22 protein-coding genes are annotated in these 22,837 nt (G+C 49.3%); 2 read left to right on the top strand and 20 right to left on the bottom strand.

Annotated features, from left to right (window positions below):
- Nucleotide 1: 1 nt before the first annotated feature.
- The 15 genes from KNO66_RS01575 to KNO66_RS01505 form a co-directional block, all read right to left on the bottom strand.
- Entirely contained in the window at nt 2-1,654 is a 1,653-nt protein-coding gene (locus KNO66_RS01575; RefSeq protein ID WP_214739794.1) for a peptide ABC transporter substrate-binding protein, read from the bottom strand.
- Nucleotides 1,655-1,856: 202 nt separating this feature from the next.
- Nucleotides 1,857-3,389, bottom strand: a complete 1,533-nt coding sequence (locus KNO66_RS01570; RefSeq protein ID WP_214739792.1) for a peptide ABC transporter substrate-binding protein — start codon at nt 3,387-3,389, stop codon at nt 1,857-1,859.
- Between the two features lie 66 nt (nt 3,390-3,455).
- Complete coding sequence (gene fabF, locus KNO66_RS01565) at nt 3,456-4,688, bottom strand: beta-ketoacyl-ACP synthase II (protein WP_214739790.1); 1,233 nt, start codon at nt 4,686-4,688, stop codon at nt 3,456-3,458.
- Entirely contained in the window at nt 4,685-5,644 is a 960-nt protein-coding gene (locus KNO66_RS01560) for a beta-ketoacyl-ACP synthase III (RefSeq protein ID WP_214739788.1), read from the bottom strand. Before KNO66_RS01560 ends, fabF begins: the two co-directional genes overlap by 4 nt.
- Before the next feature lie 85 nt (nt 5,645-5,729).
- On the bottom strand, nt 5,730-6,431 hold the full coding sequence (mtnN, locus tag KNO66_RS01555) for a 5'-methylthioadenosine/S-adenosylhomocysteine nucleosidase (RefSeq protein WP_214739786.1): 702 nt from the start codon (nt 6,429-6,431) through the stop codon (nt 5,730-5,732).
- A gap of 54 nt (nt 6,432-6,485) precedes the next feature.
- Nucleotides 6,486-6,959, bottom strand: a complete 474-nt coding sequence (greA, locus tag KNO66_RS01550) for a transcription elongation factor GreA (protein WP_214739784.1) — start codon at nt 6,957-6,959, stop codon at nt 6,486-6,488.
- A 67-nt stretch (nt 6,960-7,026) separates the two neighbouring features.
- Nucleotides 7,027-7,662: a uridine kinase gene (gene udk, locus KNO66_RS01545; RefSeq protein ID WP_214739782.1), complete on the bottom strand. Its 636-nt coding sequence runs from the start codon at nt 7,660-7,662 to the stop codon at nt 7,027-7,029.
- A 16-nt stretch (nt 7,663-7,678) separates the two neighbouring features.
- Nucleotides 7,679-8,320, bottom strand: coding sequence for an O-methyltransferase (locus KNO66_RS01540; RefSeq protein WP_214742353.1), 642 nt, complete (start codon nt 8,318-8,320; stop codon nt 7,679-7,681).
- Between the two features lie 62 nt (nt 8,321-8,382).
- Nucleotides 8,383-9,525, bottom strand: coding sequence for an endolytic transglycosylase MltG (mltG, locus tag KNO66_RS01535; protein WP_214739780.1), 1,143 nt, complete (start codon nt 9,523-9,525; stop codon nt 8,383-8,385).
- 68 nt (nt 9,526-9,593) lie between these two features.
- A complete protein-coding gene (locus KNO66_RS01530; protein ID WP_214739778.1) occupies nt 9,594-9,890 on the bottom strand; it encodes a DUF1292 domain-containing protein in 297 nt (98 codons plus the stop codon).
- A gap of 13 nt (nt 9,891-9,903) precedes the next feature.
- Entirely contained in the window at nt 9,904-10,326 is a 423-nt protein-coding gene (gene ruvX, locus KNO66_RS01525) for a Holliday junction resolvase RuvX (RefSeq protein ID WP_015881197.1), read from the bottom strand.
- Nucleotide 10,327: 1 nt separating this feature from the next.
- Nucleotides 10,328-10,594 (bottom strand): IreB family regulatory phosphoprotein, encoded by a 267-nt coding sequence (locus KNO66_RS01520; protein ID WP_015881196.1) that lies wholly within the window; start codon nt 10,592-10,594, stop codon nt 10,328-10,330.
- A 37-nt stretch (nt 10,595-10,631) separates the two neighbouring features.
- Nucleotides 10,632-13,274: an alanine--tRNA ligase gene (gene alaS / locus KNO66_RS01515; RefSeq protein WP_214739776.1), complete on the bottom strand. Its 2,643-nt coding sequence runs from the start codon at nt 13,272-13,274 to the stop codon at nt 10,632-10,634.
- A 309-nt stretch (nt 13,275-13,583) separates the two neighbouring features.
- Nucleotides 13,584-15,791, bottom strand: coding sequence for an SF1B family DNA helicase RecD2 (recD2, locus tag KNO66_RS01510; protein ID WP_251128042.1), 2,208 nt, complete (start codon nt 15,789-15,791; stop codon nt 13,584-13,586).
- 70 nt (nt 15,792-15,861) lie between these two features.
- Nucleotides 15,862-16,548 (bottom strand): hypothetical protein, encoded by a 687-nt coding sequence (locus tag KNO66_RS01505; RefSeq protein ID WP_214739772.1) that lies wholly within the window; start codon nt 16,546-16,548, stop codon nt 15,862-15,864.
- A gap of 115 nt (nt 16,549-16,663) precedes the next feature.
- Between KNO66_RS01505 and KNO66_RS01500 the strand changes: the two genes are divergently transcribed.
- Entirely contained in the window at nt 16,664-17,212 is a 549-nt protein-coding gene (locus tag KNO66_RS01500; protein WP_214739770.1) for a VOC family protein, read from the top strand.
- A gap of 60 nt (nt 17,213-17,272) precedes the next feature.
- Here the strand turns inward: KNO66_RS01500 and KNO66_RS01495 are convergent, their stop codons facing one another.
- The 4 genes from KNO66_RS01495 to cymR are packed head-to-tail and all read right to left on the bottom strand — an operon-like array spanning nt 17,273 to nt 20,626.
- Nucleotides 17,273-17,932 carry a tetratricopeptide repeat protein gene (locus tag KNO66_RS01495; RefSeq protein ID WP_214739768.1) on the bottom strand — a complete coding sequence of 220 codons (660 nt, stop codon included), beginning with the start codon at nt 17,930-17,932 and terminating at the stop codon, nt 17,273-17,275.
- Nucleotides 17,933-17,942: 10 nt separating this feature from the next.
- Nucleotides 17,943-19,064 carry a tRNA 2-thiouridine(34) synthase MnmA gene (mnmA, locus tag KNO66_RS01490; protein ID WP_214739766.1) on the bottom strand — a complete coding sequence of 374 codons (1,122 nt, stop codon included), beginning with the start codon at nt 19,062-19,064 and terminating at the stop codon, nt 17,943-17,945.
- Nucleotides 19,065-20,201 (bottom strand): cysteine desulfurase family protein, encoded by a 1,137-nt coding sequence (locus KNO66_RS01485; protein ID WP_214739764.1) that lies wholly within the window; start codon nt 20,199-20,201, stop codon nt 19,065-19,067.
- 17 nt (nt 20,202-20,218) lie between these two features.
- The gene (gene cymR / locus KNO66_RS01480) at nt 20,219-20,626 is read right to left on the bottom strand and encodes a cysteine metabolism transcriptional regulator CymR (RefSeq protein WP_214739762.1); all 408 of its coding nucleotides are present in this window, start codon (nt 20,624-20,626) and stop codon (nt 20,219-20,221) included.
- A gap of 60 nt (nt 20,627-20,686) precedes the next feature.
- Here cymR and KNO66_RS01475 point away from each other — a divergent pair, with 60 nt between their 5' ends.
- Nucleotides 20,687-22,003, top strand: coding sequence for a replication-associated recombination protein A (locus KNO66_RS01475; protein WP_214739760.1), 1,317 nt, complete (start codon nt 20,687-20,689; stop codon nt 22,001-22,003).
- A gap of 12 nt (nt 22,004-22,015) precedes the next feature.
- Here KNO66_RS01475 and KNO66_RS01470 read toward each other — a convergent pair whose 3' ends face one another.
- Complete coding sequence (locus KNO66_RS01470) at nt 22,016-22,783, bottom strand: tRNA threonylcarbamoyladenosine dehydratase (protein WP_214687847.1); 768 nt, start codon at nt 22,781-22,783, stop codon at nt 22,016-22,018.
- Between the last annotated feature and the right edge of the window lie 54 nt (nt 22,784-22,837).

Below are 22,837 nucleotides of genomic sequence, written 5' to 3'. Positions count from 1 at the left end.
ATTATTGTTTGCCTTCGATGTAAGCCCACTTGTAAGAGTAGTCCGCACCGAATGCGTGCTCAACGATTCCTTTAACATATGGCTTCGTGAGGCGAGCTGAACCACGTTGGTAAACTGGTGAGATCGCGTTCTCATCAAGAACGATTTTCTCTGCATCTTGCATTTGCTTCCAACGCTCAGCTGGGTCTGTGCTTGCTTTCGCATCAGCAATGAGTTTATCGAACTCTTCGTTCGACCATTTACCACGGTTGTATGGTCCGTCTGTGACGAAGAGGTCAACGAATGTCATTGGATCTTGATAGTCAGGACCCCAACCAGCGAACGTAAACTCGAAGTCCCCTTTGTTTTCAAGGTCAAGTTTGTTGTTGAACGGTTGTTGCTTGATTGAAACGCTCATACCTGGAAGGTTCTTCTCAAGTTCACCTTTGATGAACTCACCGATTTGCTTCGCAGACTCTGAGTCGTAGTTGAGAAGTTCAAGTTCAACTTTGTCTGTTCCGAGCTCTTTGAGCCCTTCTTCCCAAAGTTTTTGTGCTTCTTCTACGTTGTAGCCACCGATGTCGCCATTGCCTTCACGGAAGTCTTTTCCGTCTGGACCTGTAGCGAAATCTTTTGGTACGAAGAAGTTTGCAGGGATTGAACCGTTCGCAAGAAGAGTTTCTGCGATCGCTGTTTTGTCATAAGCGCGGTCAATCGCGTTACGGATTTTTTGGTTGTCGAGTTCTTTCACTTTCGTGTTGAACTGGAGGTAGAAGATTGTTGGTTCAACTACAGTTGAGAAGTCTTCGTTGTCTTGGTATTGAGCAACGAGTTCAGAAGTCAAGCCTGTACGGTCCACGTCACCGTTTTCATACAAGTTAACACCTGTTGATACTTCTTTAACGACTTTGACGTTGATTTCGTCAAGTTTGACTGCATCCGCATCCCAATAGTCGTCGTTCTTAACCATCTTCCAGCCTTGCTCGCGCTCCCAGCTTTCGAGTTTGAACGGTCCGTTGTAGAGAGTTGTCTCTGCAGATGTACCGAAGTTCTCGCCTTGCTCTGTATCGAATGATTCAAGTTTAGGCATGAAGACACCAAAGCTTGTCAATCCGAGGAAGTAGTCAGCAGGTGCTGTCAATTTAACTTCAAGAGTTTGATCGTCGATTGCTTTAACGCCTACAGCATCGCGCTCGCCTTCGCCAGTGTTGTACGCTTCTGCGCCTTCAATGACTGACATAACGTATGCATATTGTGAAGCGTTGTCTGGGTTGAGTACTTCTTTCCAAGCGTATTCGAAGTCGTTCGCTGTGACAGGCTCCCCGTTTGACCAAGTCGCACCTTCACGGATTTTGAACGTGTATGTTTTCCCGTCTTCAGAAACTTCGTGAGATTCAGCGACACCAGGAGTTGGCTCGTCGTTCTCATCCATACGGTAAAGACCTTCGTTTACGTTGTTCAAAACGTTGAACGAAACGGCATCCGTTGCGAGTGTTGGGTTAAGTGAAGGAATGTCTGAGCTGTCGAGCAAGTTGAGGACTTGCTCTTCATCTGCATTACCTTGATTCGAGTCTGTTGATGCGTTTTCGTCGTCCCCTGTCGAACATGCAGCTAGGAATGCACTTGATAGAAGTGTAACCGAAGTTGCTAAAGCAAAACCTTTTTTCTTATTCATTGCGATGACCCCCTGATTTTTTCGTTTTAACGAAGTGAATGATGGTAGAAAATTCAGTCATTTCTTCTGACAGTATTTGTTACCAAAATCCCGTTGATGCAATAATACAATATTCTGATAATTTTGCAAAGTGTTTATTTTGATTTTTCTAAAAAATTTTATCTATAGTCTAAAAGCCCACCTACAGCGGTGGGCTTTTAGCTCAATTTTCGTATTTTTTTAAAAAGGTTAGGACGTACGAAGGACCAATGACCGGATAACCGATTTTGTCATAGCTTTTTTCAATCAAATAGGATCGACCAGCTTGATAGATTGGCATAACAACCGCCTCTTCTAACAGCTGTGCTTCCGCTTTTCGCAAGATTTCATTTCGCTCTTCTAACCGATCCGTTGAACGAGCCTGATTCATCAATTTGTCATATGATTCACTCGCATATCGACTTGAATTCAGCACATCGTTTGTTTCAAATTGAGTTAAATAGGCGGACAACATCGGATAATCGGGTTGCCAACCTGATAAAGAGAAAACATAGTCTCCTGAGACTTCTTTCCTAACTTTTTCTCCGAGAGGTAGTTCGAGGACCTTGACGGTCAAACCATCCAACTGTTCCAAATTCTTCTTTAAATTTGTGGAGATTTGACGCGCTTCATCATCAACAAAGCTAAGAAGTTCGATTTCGATTTCGTCTTTCTTCAGACGTTTCTTCACTGATTCAAACAATTGGTCAGCGTCCCCTTCTAATTGTGCAACAGTATCTTTTTGATCGATGACGAGTAACCGTTCGGTTGGTTGTTCTGCTCGGGCAAGGGAATCTTCGATTGCTGATCGTTCAAGCGTCAACGCGAGTGCTTGACGAAACGCCATGTCATTAAACGGTGCTTTTTCAACATTCGGTTTTAAATAAAAGACGCCACTTCGCGGACTGTCTTTTACTGACATGACTTCTTCATCAACAGATGAGACATCAAAATCATATGGGACGGGTTGCATCCCTTTTGCCTCCGTCAAGTTCGGTTCATTCTTGATCGTAATCGTTTCAAGCGTAACCTTCTCAGCTTCACGATACGTTTCGTTTTTATGTAACGAGACTTTCGTATCACCGATTGTCCCCATTTTAAATGGACCGTTTGTTTCTAATTCTTCCCATGCCTTCACCGAAGACTGCGGTAAAAATGCAGGCATTGCTAGAACCTGTTCGAATCCTTCCATCGGTCGAATCAGTGTCAATTCAAGCGTTTGATCATCAATTGCTTTGACACCTAACGATTCCGGTTCCTCTTGACCGAGTCCAATTTCTTTTGCGGCTTTGACATCGGCGAGCAAGAAGCTGAACGGAGAATTGGTTTCATCATCGACAAGTTTACGGAAATGGTCGACAAACGTTTGGGCAGTAATCGCATTCCCTTCTGTCGTCACACTTTCTTTCAATGTGAATGTATAGACCGTTCCGTCTTCAGATCGTTCTAACTTCTCGACGAGTCCCGGTTCAATCTCCCCATCTGCGCCGAACCGATAGAGTCCTTCATATAGATGTGACAATACCGTTTGGGATGCCGGGTCAATCGCGAGCATGACGTCCGGTTGAGTCGGAAGGGATTCCCCATGAATCGTAATGGTTTGTTCTTCTGGTGGTAATAGTTTGCGCGACTGCTCTCGTTGTTCGTTCCAAATAAATAAAAAAAGGATAAGGACTGAACCTAACAAGGCGGCCACGATGAATAATTTCTTTTTCATTCGTTGCGCTCCTTTCTGTTAGACCAACCCTTATACCCTAACCTTTTTTGAATGATATTTCTACCGTCAGTTCGTCACTTTCGCAAATGCAAGCGTCGCATTGTGGCCCCCGAAGCCTAGTGAGTTACTGAGTGCATACTGAATGTCAAGTTCCCGATTTCCTTCACGAACATAATCTAAATCACAATCTTCCGCTGGTGACTCACAGTTGATTGTCGGATGAATCTTTCCTTCATGAATCGAAAGTGCCGTGATGACAGCTTCAACTCCCCCGGCTCCACCGAGAAGGTGACCGATCATCGATTTCGATGAGTTGACGGCAAGCTTGTCGGCATGTTCCCCGAACACACGACGAATCGCTTTCGTCTCGAGCATATCATTGAGTGGTGTGCTCGTTCCATGTGCGTTGATATATTGAACATCTTCCGGCGTGATTCCGGCATCCCGAATCGCTTCATGCATCGCTTTTGAACCGCCTTCCGCTTCTGGTGACGGTGCCGTGATATGGTAAGCATCCGAACTCATCCCATACCCGACGACTTCAGCGTACATTTTCGCACCACGTGCTTTCGCATGTTCATACTCCTCTAAGACGAGTACCCCGGCTCCTTCACCCATGACAAACCCGTCACGGTTTTCATCGAACGGACGGCACGCCGTGTTCGGGTCCGGATTGGTCGAAAGGGCTTTGTTCGAGCAGAATCCCGCGAATGAGAGTGGTGTGATTGGTGCTTCCGCTCCACCGGCGAACATCGCAATGGCATCGCCTCGTTGAATGACTCGGAATGCTTCTCCGATGGAGTTCGTCCCTGACGCACAAGCTGTCACAGAACAGTTGCTCGGTCCTTTTGCTCCGAGATAAATAGAAACTTGTCCACTTGCCATGTTCGGAATCATCATGGGAATAAAGAACGGACTGACGCGACGTGGCCCACGTTCATGGAGAACAACGGATTGTTTGTCGATCGTCTCGACCCCACCAATCCCGCTCCCAATCCATGTTCCGACTTTGTCGGCGATTGCTTTTACATCAAGACCACTATCTTTGTGCGCAGCATCTGCGGCAAGAAGTGAGTATTGAATGAACGAGTCCATCTTGCGTGCTTCCTTAGGCTCGACCAAATGTTCGATACTCCACTCCTTCACTTCCGCCCCGACTTTGGCCGGGTATTGGCTGATGTCAATTTTCGTCAACGTATCGATGGCGTTATCCCCTTTTAACAGGCGATCCCACATTGTTGAAACATCGTTCCCTAATGGCGATACGACTCCTAATCCTGTCACTACTACTCGTTTCATAAATGATTCCCCTCCGTAATGGTTGCGTGATTCCATGTCAGACAGCTAGCCCCCCAAGTGAGCCCGGCACCAAACCCTGCGATGACGACCGTTTGTCCATCTTGGATTTTGCCAGACTTGACCGCTTCGGCCAAAGCCAGTGGAATGGATGCTGCTGATGTATTCGCATGGTCTTGAATGGTCATGACCACTTTCTCTTCTTCTAAGTGTAAACGTTCCATTGCGGCATCGATGATTCGACGGTTCGCCTGGTGTGGAACGAGGACGTCAAGGTCTTCCAACGTCTTATCGGCTTTGTCTAACGCCTCAAGCACGATTTCCGGCATTTTTCGAACCGCGAACTTGAAAACTTCGCGACCGTTCATGACAATTTTACCTTCATCATTTTCATACAAATGTTTTCCACCCGTTCCGTCACTTCCGAGTACGAACGAGTCAAGCGATGCGATGTCATCTTCCCCAAGTACGACAGCTCCTGCCCCGTCTCCGAAGAGGACGGCCGTCGACCGGTCCTCCCAATCAATCAGGCTACCCATCTTCTCAGCTCCAATGACAAGCGTCTTCTTGAACCCTTTTGAATCCATTAAACTCTTGGCAGTGTCCATCGCGAAGATAAACCCGCTACATGCAGCGCTCACATCAAAGGCGACAGCGGCTTTCGCACCCAGATTCGCTTGAACCACACATGCGGTTGCCGGGAAGGCCGGCGCCGTAGCTGTTGCACAGACAATCGCTTCAATCTCATCGATTGTGACGCCCGCGCTCAGTAAAGCCCGTTCTGCGGCACGTGTCGCCATATCTGCGACGGTTACATCACCTTCAGCCAAATGACGTGCCTCGATGCCCGTACGTGTACGAATCCATTCATCGCTCGTATCCATTCGTTTTTCTAAATCGATATTTGTCACCCGATTGTCCGGTAAGAACGATCCGATGCCGATGATTCCAATATTCATATCGTCGACCCCTATTCTTAGTATCTGGTACTAATATAAGGGAATAAAAAGAGGATGTCAATGCATCCTCCTCGGTATGACTTGGTCAAGATTGTTCTAAACGCTTTGTGACGGCCATGACCATCTTCGCAGAATTAATCGAGGCCGTCTCTAAGAACTCATCAAACGATAAGTTCGCTTCTTCATCCGCACTGTCTGAAATCGAACGGGTGACAACGAATGGGACGCCAAATTGATAGCACGTTTGGGCGATCGGTGCAGCCTCCATTTCAACTGCAGCGACACCATCAAAATGCCCAAGAATTTCGGACACGCGTCTCGAATCGTTAATGAATGAATCACCTGTCACAATCAATCCTTGGTGAACGTTCACATCCGGTAGATTTTCAATCACGTCTTTACAGACACTGATTAGTTTTGCATCCGCCTCATAGGCAGGTGGCATGCCTGGTACTTGACCATATTCATATCCGAACGCCGTCACATCGACGTCGTGGTGGCGAACTTCTGTCGAGACGACGACGTCCCCGACTTTCATTCCTTTTTTGAACCCACCTGCAGAACCGGTATTGATGACTACATCCGGCTTAAATTTATCGATCAACAATGTCGTCCCGATGGCGGCATTGACTTTGCCGATGCCTGACTTCAAGATGACGACTTGCATGTTGCCCAGGTACCCTTCATAAAAGTGATAGTTAGCGATCTCTGTGTCTACCCGTTCTGTCAACTCGTTCCGAAGCAAGTTCACTTCTTCTTCCATCGCACCGATAATTCCAACCTTCATTCCGATTCCTCCTCAGAAAGAGAGCGACTTCCAAAAAGGAAATCGCTCTTCGCATTATTTGATTTCTTTGATTTCGACAATCATGTCGCCGCCCGGTGTTTGTACCGTGACGACATCTCCGATCGTACGTCCAAGAAGCGCCTTCGCGATTGGTGATTCGTTCGAAATTTTCCCTGTGAACGGATCGGCCTCTGCGCCACCGACGATTGTGTACGTTTCATCTTCATTGTCTTCTTGAATGAAGAATGTGACCGTTTTCCCGATTGAGACAATCGAGTTGTCGCCTGCATCATCTTGGATGATGACCGCATTGCGGAGCATTTCTTCTAATTGAGCGATTCGTCCTTCGACCATCGCTTGTTCTTCTTTCGCCGCGTCATATTCCGCGTTTTCTGACAAGTCACCGAAATCACGAGCAATCTTAATATTTTCCACGACTTCTTTACGGCGTACCGTCTTCAGTTCGTTTAATTCATTCTCGATTTTCGCTTTTCCGTCTAACGTCATATAGTGTTGTTTTTCAGCCATTTCTGTCACTCCTTCATTGTCTCCTAGTATATTACAGCTAGGGTTGAATTGAAAACGATTTATTTCCTCACGCGCGATTGCGCTCAGTGAGCACCCAACGGATTTTTGTCACAAGTAGGTCAATGGCAACAAAGTTCTCTCCGCCTTCAGGAACGATAATGTCTGCATAACGCTTCGTCGGTTCGCAGAACTGCAAATGCATCGGGCGGACGACATTCGTGTACTGCGCCACGACCGAGTCGATTGAACGTCCACGTTCATTGATATCACGCTGCATGCGTCGTAAAATTCGAACGTCAGCATCGGTATCCACGAACACTTTAATATCCATCAATTCACGCAAACGGGCATCCTCAAGTGCCAAAATCCCCTCTACGATGACGACATCGACCGGTTCGATCAAAATCGTCTCATCTGACCGTGTATGGGCGGCATAATCATATACCGGCTTTTCGACAGCTTGATGCTGTTGTAATTGTTGGATATGTTCAATTAGCAAATCGTTATCAAAGGCGAAGGGGTGGTCGTAATTCGTTTTGTACCGTTCCTCCATCGTCATCTCTGATTGATCTTTATAATACGCGTCTTGTTCGATCATGACGACCGATTGACCTTGAAACGCATCAACGAGCGCGCGGGCCACGGTCGTTTTTCCTGATCCGGTACCCCCGGCCACGCCAATAATGACGGGTTTATGTTGCATCAAAGTTAAGTCCTCCTCATCGTAATTTACGACTGATTGCTAGGCCATCACCAAGGGGCAAAATTGCAGTATGATAATCGGTCCGTGCCATCAATTGCTCAGTAAACTGTTTTACGAGACGAACGAGCCTGCGTCGGCGTCGGTCAAGTACTGACACATCCTCAAGCAAGACGTCCCCTCGTAAAAACAAATTATCGCTGTAAATCGTACCACCAATTGGTACTAAAGCGCCATACCCATCAAAAAATTTTTGATATTGTCCTTTTGCCGCATCAATAAATACGGCATCGAACTCACCTTCAATCGTTCCAATCAGCTCGACGGCATCGCCATGGATAAGCGTAATCCGATCGTGTACATCCGATCGACCGATGAACCCAGTCGCCTCTTCGAATCGTCGCGCATTTCGTTCAATCGTGACGATTTCCGCCTCTGGTAACAACTCCGCCATGCGAATGGCACTATAACCGATAGCCGTCCCCACTTCAAGGATACGGGCCGGCCGTTGCATCGCCAATAAGGAGAGCAACACTTCCGATCCGGTCAAATCCATGATTGGAACATGATGCACACGTGCGAACGCCTCCATCTCCATCAACAGCGGGGAGCGGTCATTGATCAATTGTTCTACATATCCTTCATAGGATGCATGGTCCACTCGTTCCACCTCTTAATTCTCTTCATTCAAACGACCGGAAGCATCCGCTTCCGGTCGTCCCATCAATTACTGTTTGCTTCTTCAAACGCTTCCCATTCGGAACGGTATTTATTGACGTTTTGTTGGTGAGCCTCATAATCGACTTCGAACAAGACTTCCCCATTCGGGAACCCTTCACGTGGAGGGCGTGCGTAGAAGTAGATGTTCTCTGTATCATTTGGGTTCAACACCGCCTCGAACGCGTCACGGCTAACAGCCGCGATTGGCCCGATTGGAATACCTTCATAACGATACGTATTGTATAGCGAGTCGTTCTCAAGGTCAGCAAATGAAGTGAAAATCGATGACTCCCCAGTACCGTACCAAACGGTCGGGTCAGATTGTAATTTCATCCCGTCGTTCAAGCGATTCTCGAATACACCGGCAATTTCTTTTCGGTCTTCCGTCGACACGGCCTCTTTCTCGACAACAGATGCGAGCGAGAGTGTTTCATGGAACGTGCGTCCGGAATCGGCTAGACGATCTTTGTATTCTTGGTACATACTTTCTGTCGGTTTCAACATCTCATCGATAATCTCGTTGAGTGTGACCCCTTTATTAAACTCATAGGTGGCTGGGAACAGGTATCCTTCAAGCGGATGATAAATCCCGTCCTGCAATACTTCATCCGTCAACATCTCATGCTCATTCACGAGAGACTGAATGTATTCACGGTCGCTCAACTGCTCAGAAATCTCTTCTTTCGGGATTTCGGCAACCTTAGCGAGTCGCGTGATCACCTGATCGATTGTGAATCCTTCCGGAATGACGAGCTTGATATCTGGGACCACTATGACTTTACCTGTTTGCAACGTTTCAATCAATTCATCGATTGATTGTGACGGAGACAACGTATACGTCCCCGCCTGGAACGATGATTCGTTCTTAAAGCGTGTGTAGAAACGGAAAATCGTGCTATTCCTTACAAGCCCGTTCTCTTCAAGTAATTCACCAATATATCCCGAACCGGCACCGAGCGGGATTTCGACCTCGACCGTTTCAGTTGAAGTGGGGTCAATCGGTTCGACAGAGCGCTTCACAAAGACGTAAGCGAGCGCCGACCCTGTGGCGATGACGAGAAGGAAGATGGCAAGGATGACAACCGTAATGCGACGGACGATCCGGTTGCGGGCACGTTTCTCATCTGACATAGATGGATGATTCATGCATTTCTCCCCTGTTCTTTTTATAAAGAGAGGCGACGAGGGATGTTCCCTAGCCGCCCGTCCCCTATTTAGTCTAGACCGACTTCGTCATTGACGATATCGAATGCTTCCATCACTTCGTCAAAGTCTTCATCGTCTTCGACGAGCTTCAAGATGAATTCGCCATCTTCAAGTTCTTCAATTTCAAATGCATACACTTCAATTGTATCTTCATCTTCTGTTTCTGGAGCGCCGACCGGCTCGAGGACAACGAATGTCTTCTTCGTACGGTCACTTGTCATACGGAAAATTTCTGCAAATAAATGTTCGTCTCCATTTTCGTCTGGAATACGGTACATTTCTTCTTCACGACGGATTTCTGCCATGAGAGATTCCTCCTTATTTCCCGGAACGATCCAGGTAGTTTTGTAAAATCATCACGGCCGCCATTTTGTCGATGACCGCTTTTCTCTTTTTGCGGCTGACATCTGCTGAAATGAGCATCCGTTCCGCTTGCATCGTCGTCAATCGTTCATCCACCAACACGCACGGTAACCCTGTCTGTTCCGTAAAGGCCTCGGCAAACGCCTCGGACGCCTCACCACGCGGACCGACCGTCCCATTCATGTTTTTCGGGTGACCGACGACAACTTCTTTCACATCGTACTGCTCGATGAACGGACGAAGGAGACGGACAGCTTCGTCAAAGTCGGGTTCAGTCCAGTAGACCGTCTCCACACCTTGTGCTGTCCATCCCATCAGGTCACTTACCGCGACACCAATCGTCTTCGAACCGACATCGAGTCCCATGACTCGCTTCATATTAATCCTCTCTACGATCGTTCAAATACGATTTGACCAACTCTTCGAGAAGTTCATCCCGCTCAATTTTGCGAATCAAGTTTCGCGCATCATTATGACGTGGGATGTAGGCGGGGTCACCTGACAATAAGTATCCCACGATTTGATTGATCGGTTGATAACCTTTTTCCTCGAGTGCTTGATATACCGTAATCAGCGTCTCACGTGTGTTGGCACGTTGATCATCTTCTGGAAAATTGAATTGCATCGTGCGATCCATTTGGCTCACAAGAATCCACCTCTTTCCGTTTGCACTTCACAGTCTATTATGCCAGTGATTCGACGTAATGTGAAGCAAACTTCAATGCTTCGTCCAGTTTTGTTGCGTCACGGCCACCTGCTTGTGCCATGTCTGGACGACCGCCACCGCCACCACCGCAGCGTGTCGCGACTTCTTTAATGAGTTTTCCGGCATGGAAGCCACGGTCGTTCAAGTCTTTCGTCACACCTGCGACGAGGTTGACCTTCTCCCCATTTGCCGACCCGAGGATAATCACGGCAGAACCGAGTTTCCCTTTCAAATCATCGACCATGCTACGGAGGGCATCCATGTCTTGTCCATCGACGCGTTTTGCAATCAATTGAACGCCAGCGATTGTTTCGATTGAATCCGTCAATGAAGAGGCTTCGATATTAGCAAGCTTCGCTTTGAGCGACTCTGAAGCACGTTCGACTTCTTTGATTTCAGCTTGAAGTGCTTGCACGCGTGCAGGAACTTCAAGTGGTTTCGTCTTCAACAACTTCGCTGTCGCTTCAAGCGTTTCGATTTGCTGGTTCATCACTTCATATGCGCCAGCTCCCGTGACCGCTTCAATTCGACGCGTCCCAGCGCCAATCCCTGATTCAGACAAGATTTTAAAGAGTCCGATTTCAGCCGTGTTGGAGACGTGAATCCCACCACAAAGCTCTACTGAGTAATCCCCTGCTGATACGACACGAACGACATCCCCATACTTCTCACCAAAGAGTGCCATCGCTCCTTTTGCTTTCGCATCCGCAATGTTCATCTCTTCGATGTCGACACCAATCGATGCCCAAATCTTCTCATTCACTTGACGCTCAATGGATTGAAGCTCTTCAGGTGTCACTTGACCAAAGTGAGAGAAGTCAAAACGAAGACGGTCTGGCGTCACGAGTGAACCGGCCTGGTTGACGTGCTCACCGAGCGTATCTTTCAGTGCGCGGTGCAAGAGGTGCGTCGCCGTGTGGTTCTTGACGATGGCTTGACGCGATGCTTGGTCGACAGTAGCCGTGACGGCTACTTCCGCTTTCGCCACACCTGACTCGACTGTGACCGTGTGCAAGTTCTGTCCGTTCGGTGCTTTCGACACATCTTTCACGCGAAGAAGGAAGTCTTCTCCGACGATTTGTCCTTTATCACCGATTTGACCGCCGCTCTCAGCGTAGAATGGCGTCTGATCAAGAATCACTTGTGCTTCTTCTCCGGCAGCGACGACGTCAGCGAGTTCACCGTTGTGAATCAAGCTGATGATTTTTGCGTTCGTTTCAAGATTGTTGTAACCGAGGAACGTCGATGGCATCGTGATGTCCGCGAGTACACCTGACTGAATCTGCATCGATTCCACATCAGCGCGCGCTTGACGTGCACGTTCACGCTGCTCATTCATCGCTTCTTTGAATCCATCTTCGTCGACCGTCATCTGATGGTCTTCTGCGTATTCGATTGTCAATTCGAGTGGGAAACCGTACGTGTCATAGAGACGGAATGCATCTTGACCGCTGATGATGTTTGACCCAGCTGCTTTTTGTGCTTTCGCCACTTCGTTTAAAATCGCGAGTCCGTCGTTCAACGTCTCATGGAAACGCTCTTCCTCGTTCTTGATGACTTTTTTGATGAAGTCTTTCTTCTCGTTCACTTGTGGGTAGAAGTCGACCATGATGTCACCAACAACGTCGACGAGCTCATACATGAACGGACGTTCGATGCCGAGCATCTTCGCATAACGGACAGCACGACGGAGAAGACGACGGAGGACATAGCCACGTCCTTCGTTCGACGGGAGTGCCCCGTCACCGATTGCGAACGATACGGTACGGATGTGGTCCGCGATGACTTTGAAGGCAACGTCTTTGCTGCTGTCTTGACGGTATACGTCGCCACTGATTTTTTCAGTTTCACGAATGATCGGCATGAAGAGGTCGGTATCGAAGTTTGTCGGTACGTCTTGAAGGACGCTCGCCATCCGTTCGAGTCCCATCCCTGTATCAATGTTTTTACGTGGAAGTTCTGTATAGTTCCCGTGCCCGTCATGGTTATATTGGCTGAACACGATGTTCCAGATTTCAAGGTAGCGCTCGTTCTCCCCACCCGGATAAAGTTCAGGGTCTGTCGGGTCGTCTCCAAACGCCGGTCCACGATCAAAGAAGATCTCCGTGTTCGGACCAGATGGGCCTTCCCCGATTTCCCAGAAGTTATCTTCAAGTGGGATGATGCGGTCAGCCGGCATGCCGAGATTCAACCAGATTTGTTTTGATTCTTCATCGTCCGGGTGAATCGTGACCGAGAGACGGTCCGGGTCAAGTCCGTACCACTCGTCGCTCGTCAACAGTTCCCAGCCCCATGTGATCGCTTCTTCACGGAAGTATTCACCGACGGAGAAGTTCCCGAGCATTTCGAAGAACGTATGGTGACGTGCTGTCTTCCCGACGTTCTCGATATCGTTCGTCCGAATCGATTTTTGTGCGTTGACGATCCGCGGATTCGCAGGGATGACGCGTCCATCAAAGTATTTTTTCAATGTCGCGACACCAGAGTTGATCCACAACAAAGTCGGATCTTCAACCGGTACGAGTGAAGCACTCGGCTCCACGCTGTGCCCTTTTGATTTGAAGAAATCTAAGTACATTTGGCGAATCTGTGCGCCAGTCAATGATTTGAGCGGTTTCATGAACAATTCCTCCTTATTTCTGAACGAAACGAAAAAAAGCGATGCCTGCCCCTGTGGAAAGGGACGAAAGCATCGCTTCGTGGTACCACCCTCGTTCGCACGGTAAACACCGTGCCTCGAACATCCGTTAACGTGGATGAGGCGCCCAGGTTGAGTGGGGACTCCAGAATAGCTTCGGTCGGCCGACCTCCATCTTCTCGCAGCCTAGGAAGATGTCTCTGTAGAGGTGGTGACGACGTACTCATTTCCTTCATCGTCTGTATCGTTTCAGTTGTCTATTCGTCATTATCACACGCGCTTATGAAGACGTCAAGACTTCCCGCCTAACCGTTCTACCAATTTCGTCCGTCGTACGGGTTCCTCTTCACGTGTCGCCGCCTCGAGTGCCCGTACGTCCCCGAACAACAGTAAACTTTTCTTCGCCCGGGTCACGGCTGTATAAATCAAGTTACGCGACGACCGGAAGCCACCGTTAAAGAAGACCGGCATGAGCACGATCGGAAACTCGGATCCTTGTGACTTATGGATTGTAATGGCGTATGCGTGGGTGAACTGGTCCCAATCACTACGGTTGTACTCGACCTCTGTCTGGTCGAATCGGATATAAATCTTGTCGACTTTATCGACGTTTTCCTTCGCGTAGAAGATGTTCGTGATTTCCCCGATGTCCCCGTTATAGACGTTCTCCTCGGCGTTGTTGACGAGCTGAAGCACCTTATCGCCATTTCGGTAAATGCGTGTCCCATGCTTCACTTCACGGGCACTCGATTTTGGATTGAATACGTTTTGGAGTGCTTCATTCAGTCCGTCAATTCCACACACCCCTCGATATGTCGGTGCGAGCACTTGGATATCAAATGGTGAATACCCTTTCCGAAGGGCCGCTCCCGCCATCTGACAAATCGCTTGAAGCGCCGTCTCTTGGTTCGCAGTATAGAAACGTCGGTCCGGTAGCGCCGCCAACAAATCGTCTGGCATTTTCTTCGCGTTCAAGGAATGGGCGAGACGAAGGATGCTCGACTCCGACGCCTGACGGTGGACGACGTCAAGGCGGACGACCGGAATCCCGTCCGTCGCCATCAAATCGGCAAGTACTTGCCCCGGTCCGACAGACGGGAGCTGATCGCGGTCTCCAACGAACAAAATCTTCATGCCGTTTGGTACTGCTTTGAGCAAACTTCGGAACAAGAAGATGTCAATCATCGACGCCTCATCGACGATGAGCACTTTCCCGACAAGCGGATTCGTCTCATCGACTTGGAACGAACTTCCGTCGAACTTCAACAGACGGTGGATTGTCGAGGCCGGTAACCCTGTCGACTCACTGAGGCGTTTCGCTGCTCGACCCGTTGGTGCGGCCAAGACGAACGGGAACGGCTGGTTCGGAACGGGGTCTAATTTCCAATCAAAGACGTCACTGAGTGCATGAATGATGCCTCGGACGACCGTCGTCTTCCCGGTACCCGGCCCTCCAGTCAGAACCATGAGTGGTGATTTGAGCGCGAGTTCGATGGCTTCTCGTTGTTGAGTCGCATATTCAATCGAGAACATCTCCTCGACACGTCCAATCGCGTCAAAGATGGTCGTCATGTCCACGTCTTCAGTCGTCGACGTCGCCATGATGCGTGCCAATTCCTCTGCCGCCTTCCGCTCAGCACGGAACACACGAGGGTGATAGACGACCCCGTCATCGATGACGACCCGTTCTTCTTTGGCGAGCGACTCTAATGCCGTGACGAGCGCATCACCCGGATCGGCCCCGATGATTCGAGGCATCTCCGCTTCAAGTTGCTCCGCCGTTACATAAAGATGACCGTTCCCTTGTTCAAGTTCTAATACGTAAAGCACCGCTGCCGCAATGCGTTCGGGATGAATGCCTTGAATTCCGAAGTGCGCCGCAATCGCATCCGCCGTCTTGAAGCCGATTCCCTGTACATCGTACATGAGCGCATACGGATTTTTCTCAATCGTCTCCATCGCCCGTCCTTCGTACTCTTTATGGATTTTTGAGGCAAGACGTGGTGTCACGTCGAACGGAGCGAGAAATAAAAGCAACTGATCGACCCCGTATAAGACGTTCAGGCGCTCGGTGATGACACGCGCCTGCTTTTCTTTCAATCCGTCGACTTCGGACAGGATGCTCGGATGTCTCACGATTTGATCGATACAATCGTCGCCGAGTGAATCCGCAATCTTCTGTGCCGTCTTTTGACCGATTCCAGGGAAAGACCCGTTCGTCAAAAAGCGGACGGCAGCTCGTTTCGTCATCGGGACGACACGGCGAATCCAATCCGCCTTCATCTGTTTCCCGAATCGAGGATGATCAACGAGACGACCGTGCGCCTTATACGTCTCGCCTTTCTCGATGCCAACCCCGACGCCTGCGATGACCATCTCGGTCTCGTCCGTCTCAAAATTCTTTTCTTTTATACGTACGAGCGCAATCGTATGCGCCTCTTCTTCTGATTGAAACAGGACTCGAATGACTTTTCCAGTCAACTCATAAGGTGCTGCCATCATATCCGACACCTCCAGCTATTTTTCCACCATCCATTATAGCCCGAGATGAATCGATTGAACAAATACCCTAGTCGAACAGACTCAAGATTTGCTCGATTCGGTCGAGATCGACGACTTCCAAAATACGAATGAGTTGTTCAAGGTCTACTCGGTCCAAGATGCGTTCGACTTGTTCTAGGTCCACTTCTTCCATTAAACGCTGAATCCTATCCAAGTCCCCAGACGCCTGATATGCCTCGAGTTTTGTGAAAAGCTCGGTCTTTTCAATGCGAATCGAGTCCTCAAGCATCCCCCTCGCCCCAAACAAGACGAGTCCGATGACCATTAGTTGAATCAACCAGTTCGTCACGACTTTCCAAAATGGGACGGTCTGATGGATGAATGGGATGAGCGGGATGAACGTCAATTGTAAAAGTAACATCCCGACTTGGACGTATACGTTCGGAATAAGGAATCCGAGTACTGCAAGAATCAATGGAACGACCCACCCCACACCGACATGTTCAGACGTATCCTGCCAAGACTTCTGTTCACTGTACACATAATGAACAATCCATCCGACAATGAGGAGCGCCACAAACAAAAGGAGTAATAACGTTAAGAGTCCTCGTGGTTCAACGACCACTTGATATAAAATCGTGTTCGTCCATTTCCCGTTCGCTAATCGTTCATTTACCGATTCAAATAATTGATTCAACCACACAAATTCGACAATAAAAAATAGGATCACACTGACCATGCTGAATTTTCGCAAGCCACTCGACCTCCTTCTATAGGTTGTCATTCCCCCCCTTTAACACAGCTAGTCGCGTTTTTGATTTAATGAAACGGGGAACTGTTCGAATGACACATTGAAGGAGGAATCATCTATGGGCAATCGAATTCCAGTCAGCGGATTATGCGAACTCGTGTTAGAAGTGACAGACATGAACGAAGCCGTAGCCTTTTGGCATGGAAAATTAGGTCTTCCTGTCGTCGAACAATGGGTCGGAGACGATGCCGAACCGAGCGAGTCACAAGAACAGGCGAACGAACCGTGGGCAACGTGGCTCTATATTGGAGGTAATACACGACTAGGGCTTTGGTTAAAACGGAACTTCACAGAAGAAGAGGATGCGAACCGGAAACAAGACGTGACGGAATGGGACACGCTCTACGATGAAGGTGGCGTCCATGTTCACTGCGCATTTTTCGTTCCGATGGAGTCGTTTGAACAGGCACTCGAAATTCTAGATGAAACGGATGTCCCTGTAAAACTTCGGACGTGGGACGAGGATGAGACGAAGAACGGAAAAGAACGCTCGGCGTACTTTAAAGACCCGAGTCGTAACATCATCGAACTGTATACGAAAAATATGGACGAGGCATACGGCGAGTTTGCCGGAGAACCCGTTAAAATCACGACGAAACAACTTTGATTTCGATCCCTAAAAAAGTGCCATCGCTCTATTGCGATGGCACTTTCGTCTTCATACGTTTCAGTTTCCAAGCAGTGCATCCATCTTCGCGATGGCGTCACGTGCGAGTTCATGGTCTGGTTGCATCTCAAGGACGCGTTGTAGCTCGGAATACGTCCGTTCCTGGTCACCCAAGAAAGCATACGCGATTGCCAAGTTGTAACGAGCATCCGTATGACTCGCATCGAGGTCGAGTGTCTCTTCTAACGCGACGACCGCCTCTTCGAGCTGTTCACTTTGTGCGAGGGCAAGTCCGTATTGGAACGTGATTTCCACGTCTTCCGGCGATTGCTTCTTCGCTTCACGTAGGCGTGGCATCGCGCGGACGAAGTCACCCATCGCCTTGTACGTCAAACCGAGCATGAAATGAAGATCGGCATCGTCCATCCCTGAAAGAAGCGCTTGGCGAAGCGACGCCTCTGCTGACTCCAATTGCTCAAGTTCATAGGCAAGGGCACCTTTCGCATAGTGCGCGGCACCGAACGATCCATCGAGTTCAATCGCTTTGTCATAGAAGATGACGGCACGATCGTAATCGTTGATCGCCTGAAGCAACGTCCCCATGTTGACGAAACCAGTCGGGTCCGTCGGGTTCGCTTCAATCGCCTCGTTGAAATGTTTGGCTGCCTGTTCGAATTCACCTTGCTGCATCGCTTGGATGCCTTGTTCGTTTGCGTTCATATCAATCACCTCATCCGATATAGTCGAGTCGTTTTCCGTTTCGGTACGCTTCGTCAATCGTTGCCCCACCGAGACAGACGTCGCCGTCATAGAAGACGACCGCTTGTCCTGGCGTGATGGCACGTTGTGGCTCATCGAACTTGACGAGGACTTCGCCATTTTCGAGCGGAGCGACCGTGACCGGGACATCTTGTTGACGATAACGGAACTTCGCCGTTGCCCGGAACTCTCCTGCAGGAGCAGCTCCCGTCCATGAAAGTTTCGAAGCGAGGAGCGCATCTGAATAGAGCGCATCGTGATGGAAGCCTTGTCCAACGAACAAGACATTGTTCTCGACATCTTTCCCGACGACGAACCAAGGGTCCCCGTCGCCACCGATGCCGAGACCATGACGTTGTCCGAGCGTGTAATACATCAACCCGTCATGACGTCCTTTGACGACACCGTCGAGCGTCCGCATTTCACCAGGTTGTGACGGAAGGTATTCCGACAGGAACTCTTTAAAGTTCCGCTCACCGATAAAGCAGATTCCCGTCGAATCTTTTTTCTTCGCTGTCGCGAGTCCTGCTTCTTCAGCAATGACACGTACATCTTTCTTGTCCATATGACCGATCGGGAACATCGTCCGCGCGAGTTGATCTTGCGACAACTGATTCAAGAAATACGTTTGGTCTTTGTTGTCGTCTTTCCCGCGCAACAAGCGGTGTTCGCCATCGACGTATTCCACTTGTGCATAGTGTCCGGTTGCGACAAAGTCGGCACCGAGTCGAAGCGCATGGTCAAGGAACGCCTTGAATTTAATTTCTTTGTTACACATGACGTCCGGGTTCGGTGTACGACCGAGACGATATTCTGCCAAGAAATATTCAAAGACACGGTCCCAATATTCTTTTTCAAAGTTGACCGCGTAATACGGAATCCCGATTTGGTTCGCGACGGCGATGACGTCTTCATAGTCCTCTGTCGCCGTACATACACCGTTTTCGTCCGTGTCATCCCAGTTTTTCATAAAAATCCCGATGACGTTATACCCTTGTTCTTTCAACACATGGGCCGTCACCGATGAATCGACGCCACCTGACATGCCGACGACGACCGTCGTCTCTTCAGGGGCTTTCGTGCGTAAATTCATCTATCTCACTCCGTTCATAAATGTCGAGACGACTTCTTGAAGTCGCTCCGCGAGCCGTTTCGCGTCCTCGACCGAGTTGCCGTGGCCAAAACTGATTCGAACAGACTGACGTGTCCGCTCAGAATCCCCGTACATCGCCGACAATACGTGGGACGGTTCGACCGACCCTGCCGTGCAGGCACTTCCGCTTGAAATCGCCATGCCCCGCATATCCATCATGATGAGGAAGGGTTCAAGGTCAATTCCAGGAAGGTATAAGTTCACGATGTGAGGTAAACGATTTGACCCGTTCACCTCATAAGTGACGCCTAGTTCGTCAAGGCGTTGACGCAGTGCGAGATCGAGCGACTCATAGAGAGCCACTCGGTCTTCACGCTCTGTCATGACGAGTTCAGCTGCTTTTTGGAATCCGACGGCACCCGGAACATTTTCCGTGCCGGCTCGACGTTTACGTTCTTGTTGTCCACCAAAAGAACGTGACGCTAATTTTACACCTGTTTTCATGAAAAGAAAACCGATACCTTTTGGTCCATTCACTTTATGTGCGGACGCCGACAATAAATCGACATGAATCGCCTTCACATCAATTTCTTCTGTACCGAGCGCTTGTACCGCATCGGTATGGAAGAGAGCCTGATGGTCTTGTAACAACTCCCCGATTTCTTGAATCGGCTGGCGTGTCCCGACCTCATTGTTTCCGTACATAATCGATACGAGAATCGTGTCATCTCGTAACGCGGCCCGGAACGCTTCTATATCGACCGCTCCTGAAACATCGACATCAAGATATGTGACGTCGAAACCTTCACGCTCGAGCTGTTCCATTGCATGAAGGACGGCATGGTGCTCGACTTTTGTCGTGATGATGTGTGTGCCCTTTTCTTTGTGGGCATATGCCGCACCGAATAAGGCATAGTTATCCGACTCCGTCCCACCTGATGTGAAGACGATTTCGTTCGGTGAAGCACCAATCCATTTGGCAAGGACGCGACGAGACGAATCGAGTGCCGCCCGAGCGTTACGCCCGATTCCGTGGATGCTCGATGCGTTCCCGTATGTTTCTAAAAAGTACGGTGTCATCGCTTCGAGGACTTCCGGTCGCATCGGCGTCGTCGCAGCGTGATCAAAATAGTTCATCTAAGGTCACCTCGTTCTTAAATATAAAACATGTAGCCATCTGACTCTTCTTCAGCGAGATCCGCAAGTGTCGTTTCGTCAAGGACGGTATCGATGGCATCTTTGATTTTATCCCATAGCTTTCGTTTCACCGCATCATCTGCTTCAGAATCTTCGACGATGGCTAAAGGTCCCTCGAGCAACCGAATGATTTCACCCGCCGTCACATCTTCTGCCGGTTTGACGAGCTGATAGCCGCCGTACGCACCGCGTACACTCTTGACGAGTCCCCCATTACGGAGAGGGCCGATCAACTGCTCCAAATAATGCTCCGGCAACTCATGGCGTGCCGCAATCTTCTTTAAGCTGAGCGGCTTGTTGTCTGTCTCACGCGCCAATGCAATCATGATCGTTAAGCCATAGCGGCCCTTTGTAGATATTTTCATCTTCAAGTCTCCTTCTGTTATACTAATCGAACAAACGTTTGTCGAAAGGAATGGTTACGTATGCCTGATTTGTTTCATCAATCGAATGGCGGACCGCTCGCCAACCGCATGCGCCCCGAAACGTTAGATGACGTCATCGGTCAGCGCCATATCATCGGCGAGGGCAAGCTGCTTCGCCGTGCCATCGAAGCCGACCGACTCGGTACGATTATCTTATATGGTCCACCGGGCACCGGGAAGACGACACTCGCCCGTGTCATTTCGAATTACACGAAAGCGACATTCGTCCAATTGAACGCCGTCACGGCCAAACTCGATGAATTGCGGAACGTCATTCGTGAAGCGGAGTCCCGGTATGATTATGAGGACGAACGGACGATTCTCTTTTTAGATGAGATTCACCGGTTCAATAAGCTCCAGCAGGATGCGCTCCTCCCGGCCCTTGAGTCCGGCAAGCTCGTCCTCATCGGAGCGACGACCGAAAACCCGAGTTTTGAAGTGAACGCCGCTCTCTTATCACGGGCGACCGTATTTCGACTTGAGCCACCAGGTGCTGAGGAGTTACGTATCGTCCTTGAGCGGGCGCTACACGACTCACGTGGTCTCGGAAATTATCCCGTCAAGATGGATGAAGCTGCTGCAGACCATTATATCAAAATGGCGGATGGTGACTACCGTGTCCTATTGAACGCACTCGAACTCGCCGTCTTGACCACGCCAGAAATGGAAGGACAGATTCACATCACACTTGAGGTAGCGGAAGAGTCGATTCAACAGAAGTCGATCAAATACGATAAGACGGGTGACCGACACTATGACGTCATCTCGGCGTTCATCAAATCGATTCGTGGGTCTGACCCGGATGCGGCGCTTTACTGGCTCGCCGTCATGATCGAGGCTGGCGAATCGCCACGCTTCATCATGCGTCGCCTTTACGTCCATGCCGCCGAAGATATCGGAATGAGCGATCCGAACGCGCTACTCATCGTCGATGCGGCGGCTCGTGCGAGCGAATATATCGGTTTCCCGGAAGCCCGCATCCCGATCGCAGAAGCTGTTCTCTATTTGGCGACCGCACCGAAATCGAACGCGGTTATCACCGCGATTGACAAGGCGCTCCATCACGTCCGGACAGTTGAGGGTGGACCTGTACCCGTACACCTGCGTGACGCCCATAGTCCAGGAGCACGTGAACTTGGAAACGGGGTCGGATACAAATATCCACATGACGAAAAAGACGGGTTCGTTCCTCAAAACTACTGGCCAGAGAATTTGGCTAGAAAACGACCAAATTACTATAAACCGACGCCACGTGGATTTGAGCAACAAATTCAAAAGCGGCTCGACTATTGGGAAAAACGACGCGACTCGAAATGAGCCCGCGTCGTTTTATTTTTGGATGCGATTGATTTCGACGCCAGCTTTTTCAAGCAAGTCGTTAATGACATAGCCGGCAGCGACAAGCCCTGCAACCGATGGAACGAACGCGTTCGAGCTCGGTGGCATCTTCGCTTTGCGGATCGGCGCGTCTTTCTTCCCGACGACTTCATTCACGTCTTCGCGTGTAACAATCGGAGACTCATCCGAGAAGACGACGGGGACGCCTTTGTAGATTTTTTCTTTACGTAGACGGGTACGGACCATCTTCGCGATTGGATCATATGACGTATCCTTAATGTCGACGACTTTAATACGTGTCGGGTCCATTTTGTTCGCCATCCCCATACTCGAGATGACCGGGATACCGCGACGCTTACACTCTACGATTAAATGAATCTTATAAATGATCGTGTCTGATGCATCGATGACGTAGTCGATGTTTTGTGCGAAGAACTCTTCGTATGTCTCTTCTGTATAAAACATTTTCAATTGGACGAGGTCTAAGTCCGGGTTGATGTCGAGGAGACGCTTGCCCATCGCTTCGACTTTCGGTTGACCGACCGTCGACAACAGTGCATGGATCTGACGGTTGACGTTCGTGATGTCGATGTCGTCTTTATCGACGAGGACGATGCGTCCGACGCCGCTACGGGCAAGTGCCTCTGCGGCGAACGATCCGACGCCACCGACTCCTAAAATTGCGACCGTTTTATTCTTTAATGCATCAAGACCTTCTGAACCGATGGCCAATTCATTACGTGAAAACTGGTGTAACATATTTCTTCCTCCAACTAATCCTATTTTCTCATACTATTTTACTCGGAATTATAT

Origin of the sequence: Exiguobacterium sp. s48, assembly GCF_018617395.1 — a bacterium.
Lineage (GTDB): Bacteria > Bacillota > Bacilli > Exiguobacteriales > Exiguobacteriaceae > Exiguobacterium.
The sequence above is the reverse complement of the archived record's forward strand: the minus strand, read 5'-3'. Positions and strand labels throughout refer to the sequence as shown.

Excerpts from the sequence above, each read along its gene's own strand:
- KNO66_RS01560 (WP_214739788.1), bottom strand. The coding sequence starts at position 5,644 with ATGAATATTGGAATCATCGGCATCGGATCGTTCTTACCGGACAATCGG.
- KNO66_RS01485 (WP_214739764.1), bottom strand. The coding sequence starts at position 20,201 with ATGAACTATTTTGATCACGCTGCGACGACGCCGATGCGACCGGAAGTC.
- KNO66_RS01500 (WP_214739770.1), top strand. The coding sequence starts at position 16,664 with ATGGGCAATCGAATTCCAGTCAGCGGATTATGCGAACTCGTGTTAGAA.
- udk (WP_214739782.1), bottom strand. The coding sequence starts at position 7,662 with ATGCAACATAAACCCGTCATTATTGGCGTGGCCGGGGGTACCGGATCA.
- cymR (WP_214739762.1), bottom strand. The coding sequence starts at position 20,626 with ATGAAAATATCTACAAAGGGCCGCTATGGCTTAACGATCATGATTGCA.
- alaS (WP_214739776.1), bottom strand. The coding sequence starts at position 13,274 with ATGAAACCGCTCAAATCATTGACTGGCGCACAGATTCGCCAAATGTAC.
- KNO66_RS01495 (WP_214739768.1), bottom strand. The coding sequence starts at position 17,932 with ATGAACGCAAACGAACAAGGCATCCAAGCGATGCAGCAAGGTGAATTC.
- KNO66_RS01575 (WP_214739794.1), bottom strand. The coding sequence starts at position 1,654 with ATGAATAAGAAAAAAGGTTTTGCTTTAGCAACTTCGGTTACACTTCTA.
- greA (WP_214739784.1), bottom strand. The coding sequence starts at position 6,959 with ATGGCTGAAAAACAACACTATATGACGTTAGACGGAAAAGCGAAAATC.
- KNO66_RS01570 (WP_214739792.1), bottom strand. The coding sequence starts at position 3,389 with ATGAAAAAGAAATTATTCATCGTGGCCGCCTTGTTAGGTTCAGTCCTT.
- KNO66_RS01530 (WP_214739778.1), bottom strand. The coding sequence starts at position 9,890 with ATGGCAGAAATCCGTCGTGAAGAAGAAATGTACCGTATTCCAGACGAA.
- mnmA (WP_214739766.1), bottom strand. The coding sequence starts at position 19,064 with ATGAATTTACGCACGAAAGCCCCTGAAGAGACGACGGTCGTCGTCGGC.
- mltG (WP_214739780.1), bottom strand. The coding sequence starts at position 9,525 with ATGAATCATCCATCTATGTCAGATGAGAAACGTGCCCGCAACCGGATC.
- mtnN (WP_214739786.1), bottom strand. The coding sequence starts at position 6,431 with ATGAAGGTTGGAATTATCGGTGCGATGGAAGAAGAAGTGAACTTGCTT.
- KNO66_RS01475 (WP_214739760.1), top strand. The coding sequence starts at position 20,687 with ATGCCTGATTTGTTTCATCAATCGAATGGCGGACCGCTCGCCAACCGC.
- ruvX (WP_015881197.1), bottom strand. The coding sequence starts at position 10,326 with ATGAAGCGAGTCATGGGACTCGATGTCGGTTCGAAGACGATTGGTGTC.
- recD2 (WP_251128042.1), bottom strand. The coding sequence starts at position 15,791 with ATGGCAGCACCTTATGAGTTGACTGGAAAAGTCATTCGAGTCCTGTTT.
- KNO66_RS01470 (WP_214687847.1), bottom strand. The coding sequence starts at position 22,783 with ATGTTACACCAGTTTTCACGTAATGAATTGGCCATCGGTTCAGAAGGT.
- fabF (WP_214739790.1), bottom strand. The coding sequence starts at position 4,688 with ATGAAACGAGTAGTAGTGACAGGATTAGGAGTCGTATCGCCATTAGGG.